At 69.9% G+C, this 20,548-nt stretch carries 21 protein-coding genes and 1 pseudogene; 10 read left to right on the top strand and 12 right to left on the bottom strand.

What is annotated here, in order from left to right; all coding sequences use genetic code 11:
• Positions 1–206 precede the first annotated feature (206 nt).
• The 3 genes from ABZX22_RS23375 to ABZX22_RS23365 all read right to left on the bottom strand — a co-directional run bounded on the left by ABZX22_RS23375 (position 207) and on the right by ABZX22_RS23365 (position 2,855).
• Entirely contained in the window at positions 207–971 is a 765-nt protein-coding gene (locus ABZX22_RS23375) for a GNAT family N-acetyltransferase (protein ID WP_354912579.1), read from the bottom strand.
• A 255-nt stretch (positions 972–1,226) separates the two neighbouring features.
• The gene (locus ABZX22_RS23370) at positions 1,227–2,168 is read right to left on the bottom strand and encodes a site-specific integrase (protein ID WP_354912577.1); all 942 of its coding nucleotides are present in this window, start codon (positions 2,166–2,168) and stop codon (positions 1,227–1,229) included.
• A gap of 282 nt (positions 2,169–2,450) precedes the next feature.
• A complete protein-coding gene (locus ABZX22_RS23365) occupies positions 2,451–2,855 on the bottom strand; it encodes a type II toxin-antitoxin system PemK/MazF family toxin (RefSeq protein WP_354912575.1) in 405 nt (134 codons plus the stop codon).
• 698 nt (positions 2,856–3,553) lie between these two features.
• On the opposite strand from ABZX22_RS23365, the gene ABZX22_RS23360 reads away from it, so the two are divergent.
• The 6 genes from ABZX22_RS23360 to ABZX22_RS23335 all read left to right on the top strand — a co-directional run bounded on the left by ABZX22_RS23360 (position 3,554) and on the right by ABZX22_RS23335 (position 7,895).
• Positions 3,554–3,844 (top strand): hypothetical protein, encoded by a 291-nt coding sequence (locus tag ABZX22_RS23360; protein WP_354912573.1) that lies wholly within the window; start codon positions 3,554–3,556, stop codon positions 3,842–3,844.
• A 355-nt stretch (positions 3,845–4,199) separates the two neighbouring features.
• Positions 4,200–4,337 carry a hypothetical protein gene (locus tag ABZX22_RS23355; RefSeq protein WP_354912571.1) on the top strand — a complete coding sequence of 46 codons (138 nt, stop codon included), beginning with the start codon at positions 4,200–4,202 and terminating at the stop codon, positions 4,335–4,337.
• 46 nt (positions 4,338–4,383) lie between these two features.
• Complete coding sequence (locus ABZX22_RS23350) at positions 4,384–4,650, top strand: hypothetical protein (protein ID WP_354912569.1); 267 nt, start codon at positions 4,384–4,386, stop codon at positions 4,648–4,650.
• Positions 4,651–4,723: 73 nt separating this feature from the next.
• Positions 4,724–5,257 carry a hypothetical protein gene (locus tag ABZX22_RS23345; protein WP_354912568.1) on the top strand — a complete coding sequence of 178 codons (534 nt, stop codon included), beginning with the start codon at positions 4,724–4,726 and terminating at the stop codon, positions 5,255–5,257.
• Between the two features lie 184 nt (positions 5,258–5,441).
• Positions 5,442–6,023 (top strand): DUF6401 family natural product biosynthesis protein, encoded by a 582-nt coding sequence (locus tag ABZX22_RS23340; protein ID WP_354912566.1) that lies wholly within the window; start codon positions 5,442–5,444, stop codon positions 6,021–6,023.
• A gap of 732 nt (positions 6,024–6,755) precedes the next feature.
• Positions 6,756–7,895: a serine hydrolase domain-containing protein gene (locus ABZX22_RS23335; RefSeq protein ID WP_354912564.1), complete on the top strand. Its 1,140-nt coding sequence runs from the start codon at positions 6,756–6,758 to the stop codon at positions 7,893–7,895.
• Here ABZX22_RS23335 and ABZX22_RS23330 read toward each other — a convergent pair.
• Positions 7,885–8,094, bottom strand: a complete 210-nt coding sequence (locus ABZX22_RS23330; RefSeq protein ID WP_354912562.1) for a hypothetical protein — start codon at positions 8,092–8,094, stop codon at positions 7,885–7,887. The genes ABZX22_RS23335 and ABZX22_RS23330 overlap by 11 nt on opposite strands.
• A 299-nt stretch (positions 8,095–8,393) precedes the next feature.
• On the opposite strand from ABZX22_RS23330, the gene ABZX22_RS23325 reads away from it, so the two are divergent.
• The 4 genes from ABZX22_RS23325 (at position 8,394) to ABZX22_RS23310 (ending at position 11,567) form a co-directional block, all read left to right on the top strand.
• Positions 8,394–9,221, top strand: a complete 828-nt coding sequence (locus tag ABZX22_RS23325; RefSeq protein ID WP_354912560.1) for an alpha/beta hydrolase — start codon at positions 8,394–8,396, stop codon at positions 9,219–9,221.
• A gap of 16 nt (positions 9,222–9,237) precedes the next feature.
• Positions 9,238–10,134 (top strand): helix-turn-helix domain-containing protein, encoded by an 897-nt coding sequence (locus tag ABZX22_RS23320; protein WP_354912558.1) that lies wholly within the window; start codon positions 9,238–9,240, stop codon positions 10,132–10,134.
• Positions 10,107–10,298 (top strand): hypothetical protein, encoded by a 192-nt coding sequence (locus tag ABZX22_RS23315; RefSeq protein WP_354912556.1) that lies wholly within the window; start codon positions 10,107–10,109, stop codon positions 10,296–10,298. Before ABZX22_RS23320 ends, ABZX22_RS23315 begins: the two co-directional genes overlap by 28 nt.
• 330 nt (positions 10,299–10,628) lie before the next feature.
• Complete coding sequence (locus tag ABZX22_RS23310) at positions 10,629–11,567, top strand: winged helix-turn-helix domain-containing protein (RefSeq protein WP_354912554.1); 939 nt, start codon at positions 10,629–10,631, stop codon at positions 11,565–11,567.
• A 459-nt stretch (positions 11,568–12,026) separates the two neighbouring features.
• On the opposite strand, the gene priA is transcribed toward ABZX22_RS23310, so the two are convergent.
• The 8 genes and pseudogenes from priA to ABZX22_RS23270 all read right to left on the bottom strand — a co-directional run.
• Positions 12,027–12,761, bottom strand: coding sequence for a bifunctional 1-(5-phosphoribosyl)-5-((5-phosphoribosylamino)methylideneamino)imidazole-4-carboxamide isomerase/phosphoribosylanthranilate isomerase PriA (gene priA, locus ABZX22_RS23305; RefSeq protein WP_354912552.1), 735 nt, complete (start codon positions 12,759–12,761; stop codon positions 12,027–12,029).
• A 314-nt stretch (positions 12,762–13,075) separates the two neighbouring features.
• On the bottom strand, positions 13,076–13,705 hold the full coding sequence (locus tag ABZX22_RS23300; RefSeq protein WP_354912551.1) for an HAD-IA family hydrolase: 630 nt from the start codon (positions 13,703–13,705) through the stop codon (positions 13,076–13,078).
• Between the two features lie 60 nt (positions 13,706–13,765).
• Positions 13,766–14,704 (bottom strand): site-specific integrase, encoded by a 939-nt coding sequence (locus tag ABZX22_RS23295; RefSeq protein WP_354912549.1) that lies wholly within the window; start codon positions 14,702–14,704, stop codon positions 13,766–13,768.
• 121 nt (positions 14,705–14,825) lie between these two features.
• The gene (locus ABZX22_RS23290) at positions 14,826–15,296 is read right to left on the bottom strand and encodes a DUF6262 family protein (RefSeq protein WP_354912547.1); all 471 of its coding nucleotides are present in this window, start codon (positions 15,294–15,296) and stop codon (positions 14,826–14,828) included.
• Positions 15,293–17,455, bottom strand: a complete 2,163-nt coding sequence (locus tag ABZX22_RS23285) for a tyrosine-type recombinase/integrase (protein WP_354912545.1) — start codon at positions 17,453–17,455, stop codon at positions 15,293–15,295. The genes ABZX22_RS23290 and ABZX22_RS23285 overlap by 4 nt, the downstream gene beginning before the upstream one ends.
• The gene (locus tag ABZX22_RS23280) at positions 17,448–18,647 is read right to left on the bottom strand and encodes a tyrosine-type recombinase/integrase (protein WP_354912543.1); all 1,200 of its coding nucleotides are present in this window, start codon (positions 18,645–18,647) and stop codon (positions 17,448–17,450) included. Before ABZX22_RS23280 ends, ABZX22_RS23285 begins: the two co-directional genes overlap by 8 nt.
• A gap of 833 nt (positions 18,648–19,480) precedes the next feature.
• Positions 19,481–20,272, bottom strand: a complete 792-nt coding sequence (locus ABZX22_RS23275; protein WP_354912541.1) for an MBL fold metallo-hydrolase — start codon at positions 20,270–20,272, stop codon at positions 19,481–19,483.
• Between the two features lie 119 nt (positions 20,273–20,391).
• Positions 20,392–20,535 (bottom strand): annotated as a pseudogene (locus ABZX22_RS23270) (hypothetical protein); the annotation flags it as partial.
• Positions 20,536–20,548: the final 13 nt, after the last annotated feature.

Below are 20,548 nucleotides of genomic sequence, written 5' to 3'. Positions count from 1 at the left end.
CTTCTACGGCACGTGCCGGCGAGCGCGGCTGCCGCGTAGCGATCGAAGTCGTCGCCTGACACCAGGCTGAGCAGCCGGAACATGCCCTGCTGGGCCGTGCTCAGCTGGGCCGTGCTCAGCTGGTCGTAGGACAGGGCGAATGCGATGAAGATTCCACGATCACCCGCCTGCAATTCGTGAATGCCGCCTGAGCAGTGCCACCGCCATCAGCGGCAGCGCCCGCGAGCACCAGGCCGTCGCTGTTGCCCAGGAGGAGAGGCCCACCAGGTCGAGGGTGTCGCGGCGGTGTAGCCCAGCGACTCATACAGCGGCCGGCCCAGTTTGGATGCGGTGAGGGTGAGCGGTAGATCCGCGAGGTGGGCCAGGGAGGCGAGCATGACGGCCCGCCCCACGCCACGCGATCGCAACGCCGGTGATGTAGCGACCCAGTAATGGCTACCGACGCCGTCGTCCACGACGCTGACGCACGCTCCCGCGGCCACGCCGTCGTGAGATACGATGAACACCTCCACGCCCGGCTGCTCGATCAGCGTCATCGGAAACAGCTCGCCGGGGCGGTAGGGCTCGAATCCGGTCAGCTCGAAACCCTCGATCACGACCCGCTCGGCCGCCTGGAGGTCCTCGGGCCGCCGTACCCGGATCACCTCGAGCACCGGTTCGCCGACGGGCCCGGGCGGGCGCAGCATGACCGGCATCTGCCAGCTGCGCATGCCCAGGTGGCTCAGGTCGGTCGAGCTGAACGGGTCCTCGGCGTTCACCGGGCCCACGGCCCGGCGGGCCAGCTCGCTCAACTCGGCCAGTTCGCCCAGGTCGAGGTCGGGCTCCTGGATCAAGATCCGCAGACCTGCACGCTCGTCGCCGTCGACCGCGACGAAACCGCGGCGCCGGATCACCTCATGCCCCCGACATCGTCCGGTCGCGCTCCAAAAAGCGGCGGAGTTGCGGGCCTGACGCATCGGCGCCTCGGCCAAGGGCAAGGAGGTGAGCTGGTCAGTCGGGGTGGATCCCATCGTCATTGCGCCGAGGGTAGCGCGCCCGATTGACCCATCACACGGGCCAATTTCACACGAGCTGACTGGGCCATCTTTGGGGCGGGCCATCTGGCGACTAGGCCTTCGAGGAGGCTGAGTGCAGAAATTGGCGGTAGCGACCTGGGGCTTCTCTGCCTGTTAGTGATCCGTGACGGCCCGGACTCCCACAGCTCCGGCCAGCCGCCACTCAGTTGATCAGTGGGTACGGCGGCGGGGTGCCAGGACCTCGGTGGCCTTGGCGATGGCTTCGGGGCCGGGTTTGACGTAGCGCATGGCGGTGCGGGGGTTCTTGTGGCGGGTCTTGCCCATGATGAGTTGCAGCGGCACTTCGGCCTCGCCGAGGTGGGTGGCGGCGCTGTGGCGCAGCTGGTGCAGGTCGAGGCTGGCGTACTTGTCCAGCAGGACGCGGGCACGGTCATAGCCGAGGCGGGCGCGGCTAGTGTGCGGGCAGATGTCGCCGGCGGCGGGACGCCGGGCGGGCACGGGGCGGCGTTCGGACAGGAACAGCGGACCGTGCGTGCGCATGCTGCCGTCCGGTAGGCGCAGTAGTCGGGGCAGCAGGTGGGCGGTGCCGCTGTCCCAATACGCCCACTCGGTGGCGCCGCCCTTGGAGCGGACGGGGGCGCGGCGGTGCTCCAGGTCGAGGTCCTCGACGTTCAGCGCGAGGATCTCAGCCGCTCTGGCTGCCGTTTCATAGAGCATCCGCCAGAGTGTCTTCTCGCGTAGCGGGATGTCGCGGCGGGACAGCATCCGGTGGATGGTGGTCCTGGCGACCGCGCGGGTCTCGTCGGCGCTTTCCTTGCGACGTTCGGCCTCAGCCGGAACCGAGGGCGCTGCCCAGTGCTTCTTGGTCTGGCACCAGGTCAGCCAGGAGGTGACGGCGGCGCGGTTGCGGTTCCAGGTCGCCGGCGCGCTCTCGCCCCATAGCTCGGTGAGCGCGGCGCCGATCTCGGTATCGGTGACGTCGGCGAGCGGCCGGTCGCGGCCGAGCCGCTCGATGGTGCGGTCGATGGCCGAGGCGTAGGCGCGGTGGGTGTTGGGGTTGGCGGTGCGCGGGGTGGCGAGGAAGGCGTCGGCGGCCGCGGCGAGGCTGACACCTCCACCGCGAAGGGCGGTGATCTTCGGCGCGGCGCTCATGCCGCCCGCCAGGCGACGTCTTCGGCGATGTACCGGATAACGTGCCGAAGTCGCGCACCGCCCAGGCGGACAGTTCTCCTGGTCGCTGCGCCACCATGATCGCCCATGTACGTGATAATTGGCCATTATCACGTACATGAGTATGGCCGGTTAGGCCCGGCGTCGATGACGAAGGTGTCCCAGTCCTGCCCGATCAGCACGATGCGCCCGCCGGGGGCGAGCATGCGCTGTGCCTCGCCGGCCACGCGAGTGGGTCGTCCGGGACGTGGTTCACTTCTCCGCCTACCTGAGTCCACCGAGACGGAGGGCGTCCCTGATCTCGCTGAGTTTCGCGGTCGTTGCTGGGGTCCACTCCTTCGCCTGCTCCCCGAGGCGGAGGGCATCCTCGATCTCGCTGAGTTTCGCGGAGGACAGGACGCCCGCTTGCTCGATCAGGTCGTCCCGGGACACCGTGGTCAGCCACGTGCAAGGAGTCATGCCTGGACGAGGGAACGCTATCCGCAGCACGCCTTCAAAGGGCAGTCCTTCCCCGGCTCCTACTGCCACTTCGACGCCCAGACCGCTGAGGTCGACGCCCGCCGGAGCGACGACCTGCATCGCCCGGATCCCGGACGCGTCGTCTCCCGCCAGCAGGACGACCGGCCGCCGCTCGTCGAACGCGACCCACCAGACTTCGCCACGTTGCACATGTCCTCCTGACACTGGGTGGCAGACCCGGACGGCGGTCAGGGCATGCCTCTTCGGTGACGCTCGATGTACGCGACGGGCAGATCCAGACGATCCGCACGGTGATCAACCCCGACAAGCTCGGGCACGTAGGCCCAGTCGCGGACGCCTGGGCCATCAACCGCGAAGTAAGGCAGACACTCCGACCCACAATAGCCGCTACGACTGCACGCCCCCTCAGCGTATGAACGGCCTCCCTACCCCGTCCAGGTCAGCCGCGGCCCAGGGGAGACCCCTAAGCGGCGTGCACCGCGACGCCGAACACATCGCCGCCCCGCTGGCCGTCTACGGTTTGTAGCGCGGGATCCGCAGGCGGCCACGCCACCGCCCGACCCGCTCCCACTGCCGGGCACGGGCCTGTCCCATCAGCTCTCCGGCGCGGGCGGCGTCCCCGTCAGGTCCAGCCTTCGGTCAGGGCGAAGCTGCACGGTCCCGCACGGGGGCCAGGAACGCCACATATTCACCATGGTTCGTCGCGGGCGGCCAGCCCGTGCTTGGTGACGAGCGCGGCCAACGCGGTGCGCAGCACGGTGATCCGGGCGGCGGCGTCCGTGCCGTAGATCCCGACCGTCACGCTGGTCTCGGTGGCGTGGAAGGTGGTGCGGCGCTGTACGGCGGCGCCGCGGCGGAAGACGGGTGTGCTCGGGCATGCTGAAGTTATGACTGATGATCAGGTAGCTGCTGCCATCCGCGTGTTGATCAATCAGCTCGATCCCGAGGGGCTGCTGGCCGCGGGGGCTCCTGACGATGAATACGACTCCGAGGTGAGTGATCTCACCGCTTTGGTGTGCGGTGAGGACGAGATCACAGCCGGGACTGTCGGCTCCGTCTGGAACCGATGGTTCAACATGTCTCCGAACTGGTGCACCCGAGAGCCCGAACAGGTCAATGAGATTGCGGCCGCGCTGCGAAGACTGCGTGACCAGCGACAGCGCTCGGATCTGCGTTAGCCCGCTGTCGGTTGGGTGAGTCGGGCTTCCAGGTCGGCCCCTGTCGCACAAGACCATCGACTGGGATCGGATCGCCCGCCACTACGACCAGATGATCAAGTGGCAGAGCGCGAACGCGCCTGGCTGGTGCAGATGCTGACCGCCCGACCCCAGGAGAGCTGATGAGGATCCGCCCCAACCCGATGCAGGACCGCGGCGTCTGCCCGCCTGCGGACGCGCGGCCACGGTCGGCCACCACCTGCCGGTCACCCACCCGTGCATCCACCACCGGCCCCACCAGCCGACCAGCGGCATCACGTGCCCGGCGTGCGGTACCCACAACAGGTTCTGCCGCCGCCAGGTCGTGGTGTGCGGGGTGTGCCGGCAGACGGTGCTGTCGGACCTGCGCCCGCCCCGCGCCCCGCTGCCGGCGTGGAGCCACCCGGACGGCGACGAGCGGCTGCACGCGAAGCTCGACTACACCCTGGCGGGCACCCTGCCGGTCGACAACTGACCGCCCAGACCACGCCGGACAGCCCACCACACCCAGCAGGAGAGAGATGACCGAGTTCCGTCGCGTGAAGGCCTCTGGCGGCCGCGACGACGAAACCCCTGCGCCGGACGTGCGCTGCCCGGTGTGCGGCGCAGCGATCGAGAAGGCCCACACGCCGGTCGTCGGCCGTGAAGTGAATCCTGTGCATCCGCCCTCATACGCGTCGGCATCGCCGTCACCGCATACCGCCAAGCGGTCACGCAAGACCCTGAGCGGCATGGTTAAGCCAGGACTTACAAGCTTCGCGGCGCGTGATTTCTTCCTGCGACAGTGAGCGGGCTGGATCTCCGCAGAAGAGGACGGCTCGACCTGATGCCCGGCCCACCGAATGAAAGGTTCACGTGAGCATGCGCAACCGAATCCGCACCATGTATCTCAACGTTCGGGCGGCATTGGCCGCCCTCGCGACCGTCGTCTTCGTCGTCGGAGCGTTCCTGACTCCGGCCGCGGCGGCTGCCGTCGAGAAGGGCGAATACTGCGCGGTGATTTTGAGTAAGGAACGCGATGCCAACGGGGTCTCCAAGGTGCTCTCGAAGGAGTGCTCGACAGTCTCCGCGGCCGATGCGCATCGCAAGGCTGGAGTCGAGGGTGGTGTATCGATCGCGGCGGACACCAAGCTGGCGTCGCTGTACCGCCATCAGGACTACGGCGACCTGATGGTGGACCTCTACGGCCAGTACGGTCCGTGTGACCACGAGGGCTATACCTTCATCCTGGACGGCGAGTACGCCTACGCACTCTCATCGGTCATCGGCCACAACAGCTGCACCTGGTCGAAGCTCACGAGCGAGGGCGGGTACTACGAGTACCACGCGCTGCCGGTTCGCAATATCGGCGCGCTGAACGACAACACCAAGGTGATCCACCTCTGGCGCGGCTGAGCCATCCGACGCCGTACGACATCGAGACCGCCGCCCGGAGTTCGACCCGGGCGGCGGTCTCGATGTCTGTCTCAGGTGTGACTTGGATTGCTCTATGGCGTGATTCTGGGATCGAGTGGGATCTTGGTTACAAACGTGGTGGCGAGACGGCGACGGGCCCGACCAGGAGAAGACACCAGGGCCAATGGAGACGTTCGCGGTGCAGACGCTGTACGACAAGTACGGCCGCGAGCTCTACGCCCGCGCGGCCGCCGACCCGGCCTTCAGCGCGGCGATCAGCGAACTGGCGGCAGCGATACGCCACGAGCTGGAACAGGAAGGCCCTCGGGTGGCCAAGCTGCTCACCCGCAAGCAGAACCTGAACTCCTACCTGCAGGGACACAGCCACGCTCTCCTCGCCTGCCTGCTGGAGGCCGCGCTACGCCCGGACGCCGACACGCTCGCCGCGACCGACCCTGACTTCGCGGCGGTACGCCTGGGCGCCCTGTTCCATCTGGCCTTCGACGGCGGGCTGTTGCAGCTGCCCGCCCAGACGAGCCAGGCGCTTCCCGATCTGCGAGGTGAGGGCCATGGCCGCCCCGTACGACACCGAGACGCGTCCGTGCCCGGCCTGCCAGGCCACGTTCCCCCTGACCGACGGCAAGACGCTCATCCTGTGGAGCGGGGAAGACGTGATCGTCGAACAGGTCCACGCCGCCGACTGCCCGGACAACCTCGTGTGAAGGTAGCGACCGCGAAGGGCACGCCGTGCCTGCGAGCGCGCTGAGCGAAGTGGCCTCGCGCGCACGCCAGCTGTCAAGAGCGTATTGACGCGGCAACGGCTCCCCTCTCAGGTGCGCTGGTCTCGCAGGGTCTGCAGCAGGTCGGCGGCCCGGGCGTCGGCGGCCGCGGCCTGCTGAATGGCGGTCTGCGCCGCGGCCTGGGCGGCGGTGAGCTGCCCACGCACCTCCCCCAGCTGTTGCTTGGCCGCAGCCAGCTCCTCCCGGAGCCGGTCGGTCTCTCTCGCATGCTGCGAGTGACGGTGCGCCCCGCGCCGCTGCTGGGGCCTGCATGGCGATGCTCAGGCACTCGTGCACGGTCTGCAGCGGCACGGCGGCGGTGAGGTCCAGGCGCCGCCGGACCGAGCGGGTGGTGGTCAGAACGTGATCGACCGTCGACCGCGTGTCGGACATCGGCGCTCCTTCCAAGAGGGGTGCGGGCAGGCGAGAGGGCTGCCCGATGGGCAGGTGGCGTGTGGCGTCTGCCTCCGCGTCGCTGTCTGATTGCCCGAATGTCACATGCTCGGCCAGCAGTGTTGTGACTGCGGCAAGGAATCGGTCAAGAGCGTCGGGTGGCGCGGCCGGCCTCGAGGTTCGCGGCTTCCAGCGCGGCGAACGCCCGGTTGCTGAGAGGGTCTTGCCGGGGGCACGTACTGCGCCGGGAGTAGCCGGGGGAGTACCGGTGAATGCGTTCGCCCGGGCGATGCCCCGTCTGCCCTCCGGCGGACACCATGACCTGCATGAACATTCTTCTTGCTGTGTCGGTGGGCCTGTCGGTTCTGCAGCCCGCCCTGGATGAGGTCCATGACGCGGGGATGCCGGGCATCTACGCCGAGGTGCGCCATGGTGGGCGAGTGTGGCGTGGCGCCTCCGGGGTCGCCGACGTGGAGACCGGCCAGCCTGTCACTCCGGACATGCGGCAGCGCGTGGGCAGTGTCACCAAGACCTTCGTCGCGGCCGCGATCATGCAGCAGGTGGAGAAGGGGCGGGTCGATCTCGACGTCCCGATCAGCCGCTATCTGCCTGATCTCGGGGAGCGCGCCAAGAAGATCACGACCAGGATGCTGCTCAACCACACGAGCGGCATCGCCGAGTACATTCCGTACGCCTTCCCCTCTCTCGCGAATTTTCCGTCGCTCCCGGATATGTCGATCAAGAGCCTGGACGACAACCGGTTCAAGCACTTCCCACCGGCCGAACTGATCGCGATGGGCCTCAAGGCGCCCGCCGTCGGCGAGCCGGGAGCCACGCCGGGGGTGTACGCCAACACCAACTACCTGATCTTGGGCCAGCTCCTGGAGAAGGTCACCGGGATGCCGGCCGAGACGTACCTCACCCGGAACGTCATCGAGCGCGCCGGGCTGAAGCACACCGGCTTCCCGACCGGGCCGCGGATCAAGGGGCCGCACTCGCGCATGTACGAGTCGTTCTACGGGCTGGCCGACCCGCCGCGCGACTACAGCGTGTACGACATGTCGTGGGCGGGCGTAGGCGCCTCGATGGTGTCGACCATGAGCGACCTCAACGAGTTCTTCGCCCGGTTCTTCGCCGGCGCGATCGTCAAGCCGTCGTCGCTGGCCCAGATGCGGCAGGCGATCCCGGTCATCTCGCAGACGGGCAGCCCGATCGAGTACGGCCTGGGCCTGCTCAAGACCGAGATCCCGGGCTGCGGCACCTTCTGGGGCAACGGCGGCACGGTCTGGGGCGCGGCCACGATTTCCCTGACCAGCGCGGATGGCAAGCGCCAACTGTCGGCGGCGATGAACCTGGAGCGGTGGAACAAGCCCAACGCCTCGGGCGTACCGCAGCCGCACCCCATCGACGGCGCGCTCGCCGCCTTCCAGCGCAAGGCGCTGTGCGAGGACCCGGCTACTTCTTGAGCAGCGGAAGCACCTGGTCGATGGCGTAAGGGACGCTCAGCAGAGTGTTGAAGGACAGTGCTGCGCCGATCGGCGGGTCCTGGTAGGTCAGGAACAGGTCGCGCCCCTCCTTGGCCACTTTGAGCGTCTGGTACACCTTGTCGCCCTTGATCCGCTGGTGTGGCTCCGTGCCCGTGGTGGGGTCGTGGTCATATCTCAACGAGATTTCTCGATAAGCGTTGAGCCGCAGGTCAGCGAGGTTCTTCTCGGGTGGCCCAGCCGTGTTTGGTGATGAGTTTGGCCAAAGCCTGACGGAGTTGGTTGATGCGGTCGGCGGCGTCGGGTCCGCGGATGCCGATGGTGATGGTGGTCTCGGTGGCGTGGTAGACGGTCTGGCAGCCTTCGGCCGCGGTACGGGCGGCGGCATGGATACGGCCGCGGACCGCGGGCCGTCGGCCTTCGACTCCGCGGGAACATTTGTCCAAGACTGACGCTCGGCCGCCCATGCATAGTCTCCGCATGAGTGAATACGACATTGAGCACTCGCATGGGATGCACGTGGTCCATGACGGCCCGCGGCAGGCGCCGCCGTTGTTGCTCATCCACGGGTCGGGGGCCTCGGGCGGCTTCTGGGGCCCGGTGGTCCCGGCGCTGGCCGGCCACCATCATGTCATCCGGGTCGACCTCCCGGGCTGCGGCCAGTCCCCGCCCGCGCCGTCGTACGACGTGCCCGCGCAGGCGGGCCAGGTGGCGGCGCTGCTGGACGACCTCGGGCTTCGTCACGTCGCCGCGGCCGGGCACTCCAGCGGCGGCTACGTCGCCACCGCGCTTGCCGAACAACGTCCCGACCTCGTGGGTTCGCTCGCGTTGATCAGTAGCGGTCCGAGTCCGGATGCGCTCCTCCGGCAGCCGTTCATCCTCCGGGTGCTGCTGGCCCCGCCGTTGGGGCCGCTCCTGTGGTCGAGGCGTTCGGATGCGATGATCCGCAAGGGGATCAGCGCGACGGCCGTTCGTCCGGTGGACCTCCCGGACGACGTGGTCGCCGACGTACGGGGCATCACCTACCGGGTGATGAGGACGGTGCTGCGCCACAACACCGCCTACATCGCCGAGCGGAGCATGCCCGAGCGTCTGGCCGCCCTCGATGTCCCCGTGCAGGTGATCTTCGGCGCTGCCGACCCCCGTTGGGAGCCGTCGTCGGCGCACCGGTATGACGCGGTGCCGGGCGCGCGGGTCGAGCTGCTGCCCGGTGTCGGGCACCTGCCCATGCTGGAAGCGCCCGAGACGGTCGGCGAACTGCTGCTGAGCTTCACGGCGACGGGCCGCCGACGACCGGTGATCCCCTGATACCTAGACTGGCCGTGTGTTGCCGACCGGGACGCCACCTGACCGGGCGTGGGTGGACGTCGCGGTCCCCCGCCCGTCGGTTCGGCTGCCGGGGGTCAGCATGGCCGGGTTCCGCCATCGTGCCTCGGCCTCGGTGGACATCTCCATGGTCGCGTACCCGTCCGTCACCCTGCTCATCGATCTGGGCGAGGGAGCCGGCGTCGTCTACGAAACCCATGGCCGGCACGAGCGTGGCAGTGTCGTCGTCGGGCTCCTGCCCGGCGATCTCCGGGCGACTGGGTGGGGAGTCGGCGAGCTGCTCCAGATCCGGCTGGATCCGGTCGCGGCGGCTGCGTTGCTGGGCGCATCGGCCGAGCTCAGCGGGACGGTGGCAACCCTTGAGGATGTCTGGGGCCGCGACGCCGGGCGGGTCGAGGACAGGCTGCGCGCCGCCGCGTCCTGGGATGAACGGTTCGCGATCGCGGCAGACATCCTGGGGCGGCGGCTGGGCGCCCACCCGCCGGTCGATCCGCAGGTCGCCTACGCCTGGCGGCGGACGCTGACCAGCCGGGGGCGGGTGCGGGTCGACGGCCTGGCGGACGAGGTCGGCTGGAGCCGCAAGCGCCTGTGGTCCCGTTTCCGGTCCCAGCTCGGCATCACCCCCAAACGCGCCGCCGGGCTGGTGCGCTTCGACCACGTCGCCCACCTTCTCGCGGCGGGTCACGCCGCCGCCCGCGTTGCCGCCGAGAGCGGCTACGTCGACCAGTCCCACCTCCACCGCGAGGTCGCGACGTTCGCCGGGCTCACGCCCACGGCCCTGGCCGTCGCGCCGTGGCTCGCGGTCGACGACGTCGCGTGGCCGGCTTCATCGCCCGCCAGCGCGAGCACGCCTTCCTGCGATGGGCCATGCGCGCCAAGCTCCCGGCTCGGATGACACCAGACCTCGCCACCCGCACGTTCGCCGCCACCGACATGAACCATCAAACCGGCCGGCTGACGGTCACCGAAGGCACCGACTCGATCGTCCAACTCGCGATGCTCGACGCCGACGGGCCGACCGGGATCTTCATCGATCGCCTCGGGCCCATCGGCTGGTGATCCAGCACACCTGTCACCACGCTCGATCGCCCGGTGCCTTGAGGCCGAACCCCCGGACATGAAGGAAACATGACGCCCGCTGCCTCGCCCATCGGGGCAACCTGTCGGGACAGAACATCTAGAGCCCGAATGCGGTGCTGACCTGCGTTCTAGTGCCTGGAGGCACGACTGGGAGAACCCGTGTGGACCTCGATCTCGCGGTGAGATCTCACGGTGAGATGAGTCGCTCGGCGACAGGAGATGCGGTTTCGTGCTCTGGGGGCAGCTTCCGGCGCGCGACGAATCCCGGCGATGCGGGCGGCGTTGCGGGTGGCGCCGACGTTGGGTCCCATGGCCGAGACCCTGTTCAGCCTGTACGCGCTGCGCGGGCGGGTGGCGGAGACGACGTTCGGTGGGTGGCGGCGTCGTGTGCGGGGAGCCCTTGACTCGCGGTTCGCGGTCCTGGCCGCTATCACGCCCGCGCGGCTGCCAAGCTTTGACATGGCCTTCCTCGCCGGGCAGGGCCGCGACCTGGCCGAGAGCGCCGAGACCTTCCTGGCCAGTCCCCGGCAGGCCGTCCGGGCGGAGCTGGACTTCTACGCCAGCCATCACGGGCGCGTGCCGACCGCGCTTGCCGGGCTCGTCGAGAGCCTCGACGTACGGCGGGAGGTGCTGTCCACGGTGCAGGCGTACCACCATGCCGCTGTCGGCCCGCATTGGCGGCGCATTCGCGCGCACCTCGACGCCGAGCGCGCCCAGCGCGGCACGATCCTGCTCGACCACGGTGTCGACGGACTCCTGTCCAGCCTGCACCCCAACATCCGGTGGATACCGCCGACCCTCCACGTCAATGCAGGCGACCAGTTCGACGCCGACTTCACCCTCGATGGACGGGGGCTGCTGCTGGTGTCGTCGTTCTTCCTGCGCTTCCCAGCGGTGATGTACGAGCCGGGCGATCCCGCCGACTGCATCCTGATCTACCCTGCCGCGCTCGGCGTCGACCACGCCGCGGGCATCTGGACGGGCGGCCCGTCGACACGGGCGCTGGCCAACCTCCTCGGGCGGACCCGCGCGGTGGTGCTCACCGCCATCGCCGACGGCGTGACCACCACCGGCGCCCTGGCCCGGCGCCTGGACGTCTCCTCGGCGGCCATCAGCCAGCACACTGCCGTGCTACGCGAGGCAGGCCTGATCACCACACGCCGGCATCACGGCAGCGTCCTGCACCACCCCACCCAGACCGGCCTGACCCTCCTCGACCAGCACGACACTCCCCGCCTGATGCCCTGACACCAGCTCAACGCGCGTCACCGTGGCGTCGTCCAGCACATACGGTGTGACTTGCATCGCTGGATGGCGTGATTCTGGGATCGCTATTTGGCGTACTTTTCGATCTTCGGGACGGTCCGATCGGACAGAATCGATGTTATCCACTGGATGATCTTGAGATGGTCTCAGGGCGGCAGGTCAGCTCGTCGATGCGATCGAGTAGGCGAGCCGTCGTTGCCTCGGCGGGAGGCGGACATGCGGGCGGGTTCTTCGGCGTGGCGGTCCTGTGCAGGGAACCGACAAGCGGAGCCAACTCTCGCGTCTACAAAGTCAGTGGGGGCGGCCCATGCGGCTCCCACAGTTCCCGCGCGACCTTGCCCGAGACGCGAGATCCCTTCTGTCGTGCGAACGCCCGGGCGACGTCGCGGCTCACCCGCCCGGCGTCGACGTCCAGGCAGGGGATCACTCAGACCGCGAGCGTCATCGCGCGCCCTTGGTCAGCGCCAGCGCATCCTCGAAGGTGAACCGGCCCTCGTAGAGCGCCGTTCCCGCGATGGCCCCCTCGACCCCGACCGGGACGAGCTCCATCAGCGCGCGGATGTCGTCGAGCATGGTCACTCCGCCGCTGGCCACAACCGGGCGGTCCGTGCGGGCACACACGTCACGCAGCAGGTCGAGGTTTGGGCCCTGCAGCATGCCGTCCTTGTTAACGTCGGTCACCACGTAGCGGGCGCAGCCCTCCGCGTCGAGCCGGGCCAGCGTCTCGTAGAGGTCGCCACCGTCGCGGATCCAGCCCCGCGCGGCGAGCGTCGTCCCGCGGACGTCGAGTCCGATGGCCACGCGGTCGCCGTACGTGGCGATCGCCTTCGCGCACCACTCGGGCCGCTCCAGGGCAGCCGTGCCGATGTTGACCCGGCGACAGCCGGTGGCCATCGCCGCCTCGAGCGACTCGTCGTCACGGATGCCGCCACTCATCTCGACCTTGATGTCGAGCCGGCCCACGATCTCGGCCTGCAGCTCACGGTTGTGCCCGTGCCCGAAGGCGGCATCCAGGTCGACCAGATGCAGCCACTCCGCGCCAGCCTCCTGCCAGCGGAGTGCAGCCGCGATCGGGTCGCCGAACCCCTTCTCCGACCCGTCCACGCCCTGCACCAGCTGGACCGCCTGGCCGTTCTTGATGTCCACGGCGGGAAGGAGTTCGAGGTAGCTACTCATGGCTGAATCCTAGGTACGCCGGGGTGCACCGCCGCGCAGCGTCTCAGAGGGACCGGACCCAGTTGCGCAGCAGTTGGGCACCGGCGTCGCCGGACTGCGCCGGACTTCTCCGGATGGGAACTGGGTGGTGGGAAGCGGGCCCGTGGACGGTCCTCAACGAACGGGCTTGAAGACCAAGACCGACCTTCGGTTCCGCGCCACCCGCGCGAACGCGGCCAAGCTGCGCGCGCCTTCCACCTTGGTGAGGAGCCAGGGTGGGACTCGATGCGGTCCAGCTGAGCAGAACGGGCGATCAGAGGTTGCCTGCTTTGCTGTCAGACAGCGGAGATCATTGCGAGGATGCTCGGCGTGGCCGCCCGGAGATCTTGAAATGAGAGGTCAGCTTCGCTGAGCTCCTCCAGAGTGTGTGTGGTCGCGATGGCGATCACTGTGCATCCGGCCGCCTTGCCTGCCCTCACCCCGTGAGGGGCGTCTTCGACCACGACGCATCGAGCAGGCTCGACCCCGAGCAGTTCTGCTGCTTTCAGGTAGCCCTCGGGGTGGGGTTTGCAGCGATCGACGTCCTCGCCGTAGATCTGGATCTGAGGAAGGGCGAGCCCGGCCAGCTTGAATCGCTGGTGGACGGGAGCGCGACTGCCGGATGTCACAATGGCCCACTGGTTCTGGCTCAGGCCGACAAGCAGGTCCGCGGCGCCCGGAGCGGCCGGGAAAGCGTTCCCCTCCCTTTCCATGAGCTCGTTGAGGATCAGACGCTCTGCGGCCGGGTCGAGTTCGGGGGCAACATCGCGGACGGTGTCCTCGGGGCGGCGGCCATGCGTGAGGCTCCAGACCCACTCCTGGTCCAGGCCGCGCATGGCACTCCAGGTGTTCCAGATCCGCCGGTGCGTAGCGGCGGAGTCCAGAAGTACGCCATCGACGTCGAAGAGCAACCCAGCGATCATCATGGGCACCATCTTGTACTTGATCGCGTGTCGAGTCAGATGGGCCCTGACCAGATGGCTAGATCAGTGCCTGCGGGACGACGGGTCGCGGCCTTCCTGCCAGCGGGCCAGCGCCTCGGGAGAGACGCGGGCGTAGCGGGCCAGCGAGGCGACGGAGGTGTGGCCGGAGTAGGCGAGCAGGGTGGAGGTGTTGGCGCCGTCTTCGGCCGCGTGCGTGAGCGCGCTGTGGCGGAGCTGGTGCAGCGTCCACGGCCCGCCCGGCAGGCCGGTGGTGGCGGTCTCGAAGAGTTCGGCGGCTCGCCGGTAGGACAGCCGGGCCTGGCCGGTGGCGGGGTCGAGGTCGCCGGGCGGCAGTTCGACCCGGGCGCGGCGGCCGGTCAGGAAGAGCGGCCCGGTGCGGCAGCCGTCCAGCAGGCGGGGCAGCAGGCGGGCGGTGGCGGTGCGCCAGACGATGACGTCGACGGCGCCGCCCTTGCGCCGGACCCGGGCGCGGCGATTTCGCAGGTCGAGATCGACGACATCGAGAGCCAGGGCCTCCTGGGCGCGGGCGGCGCTCTCGTACAGCAGCCGGAACAGCGTCCGCTCACGCAAGGCCAGGCGCGGGCTGGTGAGCAGCTGCTCGACCTCGGCGCGGGACAGGGCGCGGGTGCGGTCGGGGGTGCGGGCGCGGCGGCGGATGCGGCGCAGCGGGTCGCCGGTCAGCCAGTGCTGGTCGCGCCACCAGGCGCACGCCGAGCCGAGCGCGTCCAGGCGGGCGTTGAAGGTCGCGGCGGCCGCGCCGCCCCAGCGGCCGGTGAACCAGGCCGCGACCCGGTCGGCGCCAGCCTCCCCCTCGAGGTCGGTCAGCGGGGTCTGCTCGCCGAGCTCGGCGGCCAGGGCGCGCAGCGCGATCGCGTACGCCTTGGCGGTGTTGGCCACTGCGATGGTCTCCAGGAACGCCGCTGCGGCGGCACCGAGCACGGGCGCGATGGTGACCGGGTGGAGGCGGTGCACGTTCGCCATGACGGCCCCATTCGAGGTCTATCGCAGATAAGCGCATGGAGTCACCGCAGCTGGGGCGGGGTGTTCTCCCAGGACGGCACCTACGCTATCGCAGATAATCATTCATTATCTGCGGTAGTGCTCATGCTCCTCCGCGCGCTGCGAGGTCGCGGCGCAGGGCGAGGTTCTCCCCGTGCGCCCGCTCCAGGGCTTGGCGCAGGGCCGCGAGCTCGGCGCGGTGCTGGGCCTTGAGCCGGGCGATCTCGGCGGTGAGCGCCAGGACGATGTTGTCCGGCCCGCCCGCCGGTGCCGGTGGGCTGGTGCCGGGGTCGTGTCGTGTCTGGCGAGGGCGCAGGTGCTCGATGCGCTGGCGAAGTTCGGCGTTGCCGTACAGGAAGGTGTGCGAGACGCCGGCGCGGCGGGCGACCTCCTGGAAGGTGACCGGCAGGCCGTTCTTGGTCAGGTGGCGGATGGCGGCGTGCGCGGCCGCGGCCGCGGCGTCGGACTTGCGGCGGGCGGCTTCCGACAGTGCGGCGAGACGGCGGGCTCGCCGTTCTGCGGCGGCGTCCTCGGCGGGCTCGGGGGGCGCGTCGACGGCGAAGGGCTGGTTCACAGGCCGCTCCTTGGCGGGCGGGGCGATAGCTGGACCGGGACCGGCTCGGGGCGAGCGGTGGTGGGTGCGCCCACGCCTTGCAGCGCCCGGCCGGGCGCGGTGCGCATAACGGCCAGCAGCCGGAGGAGGGCCTGGCGCTCGCGCAGGCGTTCGGCGAGCCAGACGTTGTCCTCCGGCATGGGGCGGCCGTGCCGGGCGGCGAAGGCGGCGCGGGTGCGCTCGACCAGGGCGTCGGTCTGGTCGAGCTGCTGCTGCAGGACCTCCTGGTGGCTGTCGTCGGTGACGAACACGCCGCAGCTCAGGCAGGCGTTGCCCTTGTCGCAGCTTTGCAGGGGCGGCAGCAGGCAGTAGCCGTGCGGCAGGATCCGGTCGGCTCGCTGGAACAGGTGCAGGGTGTCGTGGTCCTCGCGGGTGAAGGCGACGGGCGAGGCGTCGGCGCGGAATTTGCGGGTGGCCAGGAACGCCTGTTCGGCGTGCTCGTCGCGGCGGGCGATGTAGTGCATGGACATCGTCGGGTTGGCGTGCCCGGCGTAGCGCTGCAGGACGTGGATGGGCAGGCCCAGCTCCGCCAGGCGGGTCAGGCGGCTGTGCCGGAAGCGGTGGGTGTGGCTGAGCCGGACCGGGCGGCCGGCGCTGTCAGTGATCTGGGCCTGCTCGCTGAAGGCGGCCAGGACCTCGGCGTAGGTGCCGCGCGGGAACGGCTTGCCGCCGTTGCGGTTGGCTTTGCGCTGCGGGAACAGGAACGGGGTCGCCGTGCCGAACCGTTCGAGCACCCATCGGCGCTGTTCCTCGATGATGGCGACGACCTCGGCGTCGACCAGGATGGTGTCCGGGGCCTGGCCGATCTTGGACTGGGCGTAGTGGAAGCGGGCGATGTGCTCGCCCTCGGCGGCCTGCAGCGCCCGGCCAGTGGCCGGAGACAGGCAGTCGAAGGCGCAGAGCAGGATCTCGCTGGCGCGTCGTCCGGTGAGGATCTGCAGCAGCAGCATGCGCATCACCTGCGGCTGCCCGTGGCCGGTCAGCTCGCGTACGCGGCCGCCGCAGGTGACGGGGACCGGCTGGCCCGCTGGTGCGCCCAGAGCGGGCAGGCAGGCGGTGAGCTGCGTGAGCGTGTGATCGTCGAGATAGTGGTCTTCGGTCACCGCGGGAGGCTTGCGGCGGCGGCCGCGGATCTGCCGGGTCCAGGCTCCCGGGTGGAGAGGCGTGAGCGCCTGCCAGGGGCTGCGGGGGAGCATCCGCCGGGTCTCGTCGGGGTTGTCGAGCATGAAGGCCAGGAACCCGGCGATCACCAGCAGGTCGGTGTTGACCTTGCTCACCGCGACCTGTGCGGTCGGCTCGCGTCCTGTCGTCGTCCGGTTGGCCGGGATCTCGTTCCAGGCGCGGAAGGAGGCGGCCAGGCCGGGCGCGTCGGCGATGTCGCGGGCCACGGCGGCGGGGTCGGGCAGGCTCCCCATCCAGCGGTCCAGGCGCAGCAGCGCCGGCATCCGGTTGGTCACGAGCGTCGACCAGGTCACCTCGCCGGACTCCAGTTGCATGCCGAGCACCCACTTGATCGCCTCACGCACCCAGGGGATGCGCGCGTTGCCGGGCTGGCATCCTGCGGCGCGCAGGGGTTCGCGCGCACGCAACGGGATGCGCGGGTCGCAGCGCGGCAGCCAGCGATCCAGTTCCCACCACGGGCCGTCGTGCAGGCGGGCGTGCAGGGCCAGGTGGGCGTAGCGCAGGTTCGAGTGCAGGACCCGCATCGTGCTCGGCGAGGGCATCCGGCCTGTCTCGGCATGCCCCGTCAGGGCGTGCAGGCGGCTGGAGTCCGCTTCGGACCAGGAGGCAAGGGAGGCGGGCAGCCGGTCGGCGTATCCGCAGCGTGCCGCCGACCTGAGCAGGTGAGCGATACGGCCGAACTGGCGGACCATCACGCTGGCGCCGTCCAGGAGTTGCCAGTGCGCCATCCAGGCCAGTTCCAGCCGGAAGCGGTCGGGCAGGTCACGCAGGTCCAGAGTGAAGCTCCCGGCGGGCCGGTTCCCGTGGCCGGTGAGATCGGGGCCGATGATCTCCCCGCGCCAGGCGTGCGGGAGGTCGCTCTCCAGCCTGGCCAGCGGGTCGCCGGCAGGTTCTCGCGGCCCTCCGGACACCAGCGAGACAGGGGGTTCGTCAGTCATCGGCGGTGTGCCACTCCTTGATGTACTGCTTCCAGTTGGCCGCCGCGAGCAAGGCGGCGTCTTCGCTCACCCAGCCGTACAGGTCCAGCGTCGTCTGGACGTGGGCGTGCCCGAGCCGCCGGGAGACGACCCAGTCGGGCGTGCCGCCCAGCAGCAGCGCGGTGGCGTGGGTGTGCCGGAACCAGTGCGGGGTCCAGCCCGGCGGGCCCAGGCCGCGGCGGCGCAGCGAGGCGACCTTGTCGCGCACCGTGCCCTCGCGCAGCGCGGCCAGCAGCGGCGGCCGCTGCAGGTTGACCAGCAGCATGTGCCCGGCGTCGACGGCGATGCCGAGCTCGGCGGCGCGGCAGGCCAGGTGGGTCAGGTAGTCGGCGTACAGGCGTTCCAGGTCGGCGCCGACGTAGATCCGGCGGGCCCGCGCCGACTTCGCCCTGGCCTCGTTGGGGTTGTGCTCGCGCGGGACGACCTGCACGTAGGGGGTGCCGCCCCGGCCCATGACGAAGTCCTCGATGCGCAGGCCCAGCGCCTCACCCAGCCGCATCCCGGTCTCGGCCAGCAGCGCGAACAGCAGCCGGTCACGCAGGTTCCCCCGCCACCACCCGCTGACCTCGTCGAAGACCGCGCAACCGTCCAGGATCTCCTGCACCTGACCGGGCAGCAGGATCGGCGGACGGTCGCGCCGCCGGGTCCGGCGCACCCGCACCAGCCGAGTTCCGGGAGCGGGGAGCCTGCCCTCCAGGTGGGCCAGCAGCCCGCGCGAGGGGGCACGGCGCGGGGCGCCCTTCAGCAGCCGGCGCGCGACGGCGACCTCGTGCACCGCTTCTTGCCATCGGTAGAAGGAGGTCACCGCGGTCAGCCGCGCCTCCAGCGTCGCCGCCGACGGCCCGCCCCGCGCGCTCGCGGCGGTGGGCAGGACGGGGACGGCCTGGTGGTGGCGGCCGTCCCGCAGCCAGCGCACGAAGGCCGTCATGGCCGGGACGCCGAGCCGGTCCCAGCTCGCGCTTTCCTCGCGCCCTTCCAGGAACGTCCACCACTGCGCCAGCGCCGTGGCGAAACTGCGCACCGTGTTCGGCGACCAGCTCAGCCGGTGCGCCTCCAGCCACTCCTCCACCGGCCCGACCGTGGAGAAACCGGCGTCGACCACCGTCCACGTCCGGGCCGCGTCCGGTGGCCGCACCGCGATGCAGTAGGCCATAGCCGCTCGTTCCTCACGTTGCTGAGGAACCGACGATAAGCCGGAAACAACAAGCGATTATCCAGAGTGCTCAACCTGTTACTTACAGTGTTGAAGCCGTTGGAGGTCCCCCAGATAACCTGAGTTCTGTCCGGTCGGTGCGCCACCCTCGGGTTCACTCTCGCTGAAAACTCTCACCGCACGCGCCCCTGGGTTCGGCGTCAGACGCGAGAATCCCGCATCGGATGCGAACCTACGACGGTCACAACCATGCCTGACCTGCACAAAGAGAGAATCGCCGCCGGTCAGGGGTATATCCGTTGGATTTTCCGCCATTGCTACCGGGAACCCCGCTGGGAACAGCCGTGGCTCCGGTCAGTCGTCGAAGAGTTGGGCGACGGAGACCTTACCCGGTCGTAGCTGTCGACGATCAGGTACCAATAGTCGTCGTAGGGCACCCGCAGGACGATGGGGCTGACGTCGTAGAAGCCGCCGTGGCCAGTACAGATGCCTCACATCCCATTAGTAGCTGGTCACGCACCGGCCGGGAAGCTGCCTGCCGATGATGGCCCGTTCCCCAGGAGTTGTCGGTGTCGCCGCGTACGCCGGCCTCAGTGGCCGACGCGCTGGCCCGCTTCCGAGCCTTTCGCCCCCACCGGCGTGGCGGTGCCAGACATCGCGTCCAAGCTGATCATCCCCACTGGCAAGAACAAGGGCAGCAACCCCTCTGTAGCCAGCGTCTACCGCATCCTCGCCGACAACGAGGGCACGCCGACCTGACACCCCCAGTTCGTCGGCTCACGCCAAAGGCTTCGGGTTGAGCAGGAGCCCGACGCCCGTTCAACCCGATGAGGTCAGATCTGGAAGTGTGCCGCCGCGCCTCGCGGGAGCCACCGGAACAGGCCCCTGATCTGTTCCGGCGCTCGCGCCAGGTCGCGCTCGACGCCGTCGCGGCCCTGCCGGAAGTGCTCCCAGCCCTCGTAGTGGATCGGCAGCACCGTGCGCGGGGTGAAGGTCTGGCACAGCCGTATGGCCTGGCGCCCGGTCATGCTGTACCGCAGCGGCCCGGTCAGCGGGAAGCCGACGCCGCCCAGATGGATCAGGACGGTGCCGGGCCGGATCGCGGCGGCGGCCCGGCGCAGCGCCCGATGGTCGACGGTGTCGCCGGTGATCCAGAGCGGGCCGTGGGCCTGGCCCGGCCAGGTCAGGGCGAATCCGATCACCTCGCCGGTGATCGGGCGGCTCAGCGGCGGCCCGTGCCGGCAGGGCGTGGCCAGGATGTCGATGGGCAGGCGGCCCGGCGCCTCCAGGCGGGTCGACTCACCGGCGCGCAGGCCGCGAGCCGCCACCGGGAGCGACCGCGCTCCCGACTGGGTGGTCACCACGGTTCCCGCGCCCGGCAGCAGGGCCCGGCCGCCGTGGTCGAGGTTGTCGCCGTGGTGGACGTGGGTGAGCAGGATGGCGTCGATGGGTGGCAGCTCGGCGGCGCTCACGGCTGGTCCGGTGAGTTTGCGTGAGGAGGTGCCCCACCCGAAGGAGTAGGTCTGCCCGGGAGCGTCGAAGGTGGGATCGGTGAGCAGGTGCCAGCCGCCGAACTCGATGAGCACGGTGGGCCCGCCGATATGGGTGAAGTGGACGTTCGTCACGTGACCGCTTCCTTGGTGTGGTGTCGTGCCGGTCAGGGCCCGCAAGCCGTTGGCGGCGAGAGGAGGGTGCCGCCTGGAACGAGGTTCATCGCCTCCTCCGCAGGGCGGTTCCCGTGCGGTCAGCTTTGTGAACGGGACCATGAGTGTGGGTGCGCTGAGGGAGATGCCGGCCTTTGGGCGGCCCGCATGCGGCGGCGGTCGGCCGGGGCCCACATGCCGTCCGGTTCGCCTGTGGTCACCGCCCATTCCAGGCACGGGAGCCTGACGGGGCAGGAG

Origin of the sequence: Nonomuraea sp. NPDC003804 (genome assembly GCF_040610675.1) — a bacterium.
Classification (GTDB): Bacteria; Actinomycetota; Actinomycetes; order Streptosporangiales; family Streptosporangiaceae; genus Nonomuraea.
The sequence above is the reverse complement of the archived record's forward strand: the minus strand, read 5'-3'. Positions and strand labels throughout refer to the sequence as shown.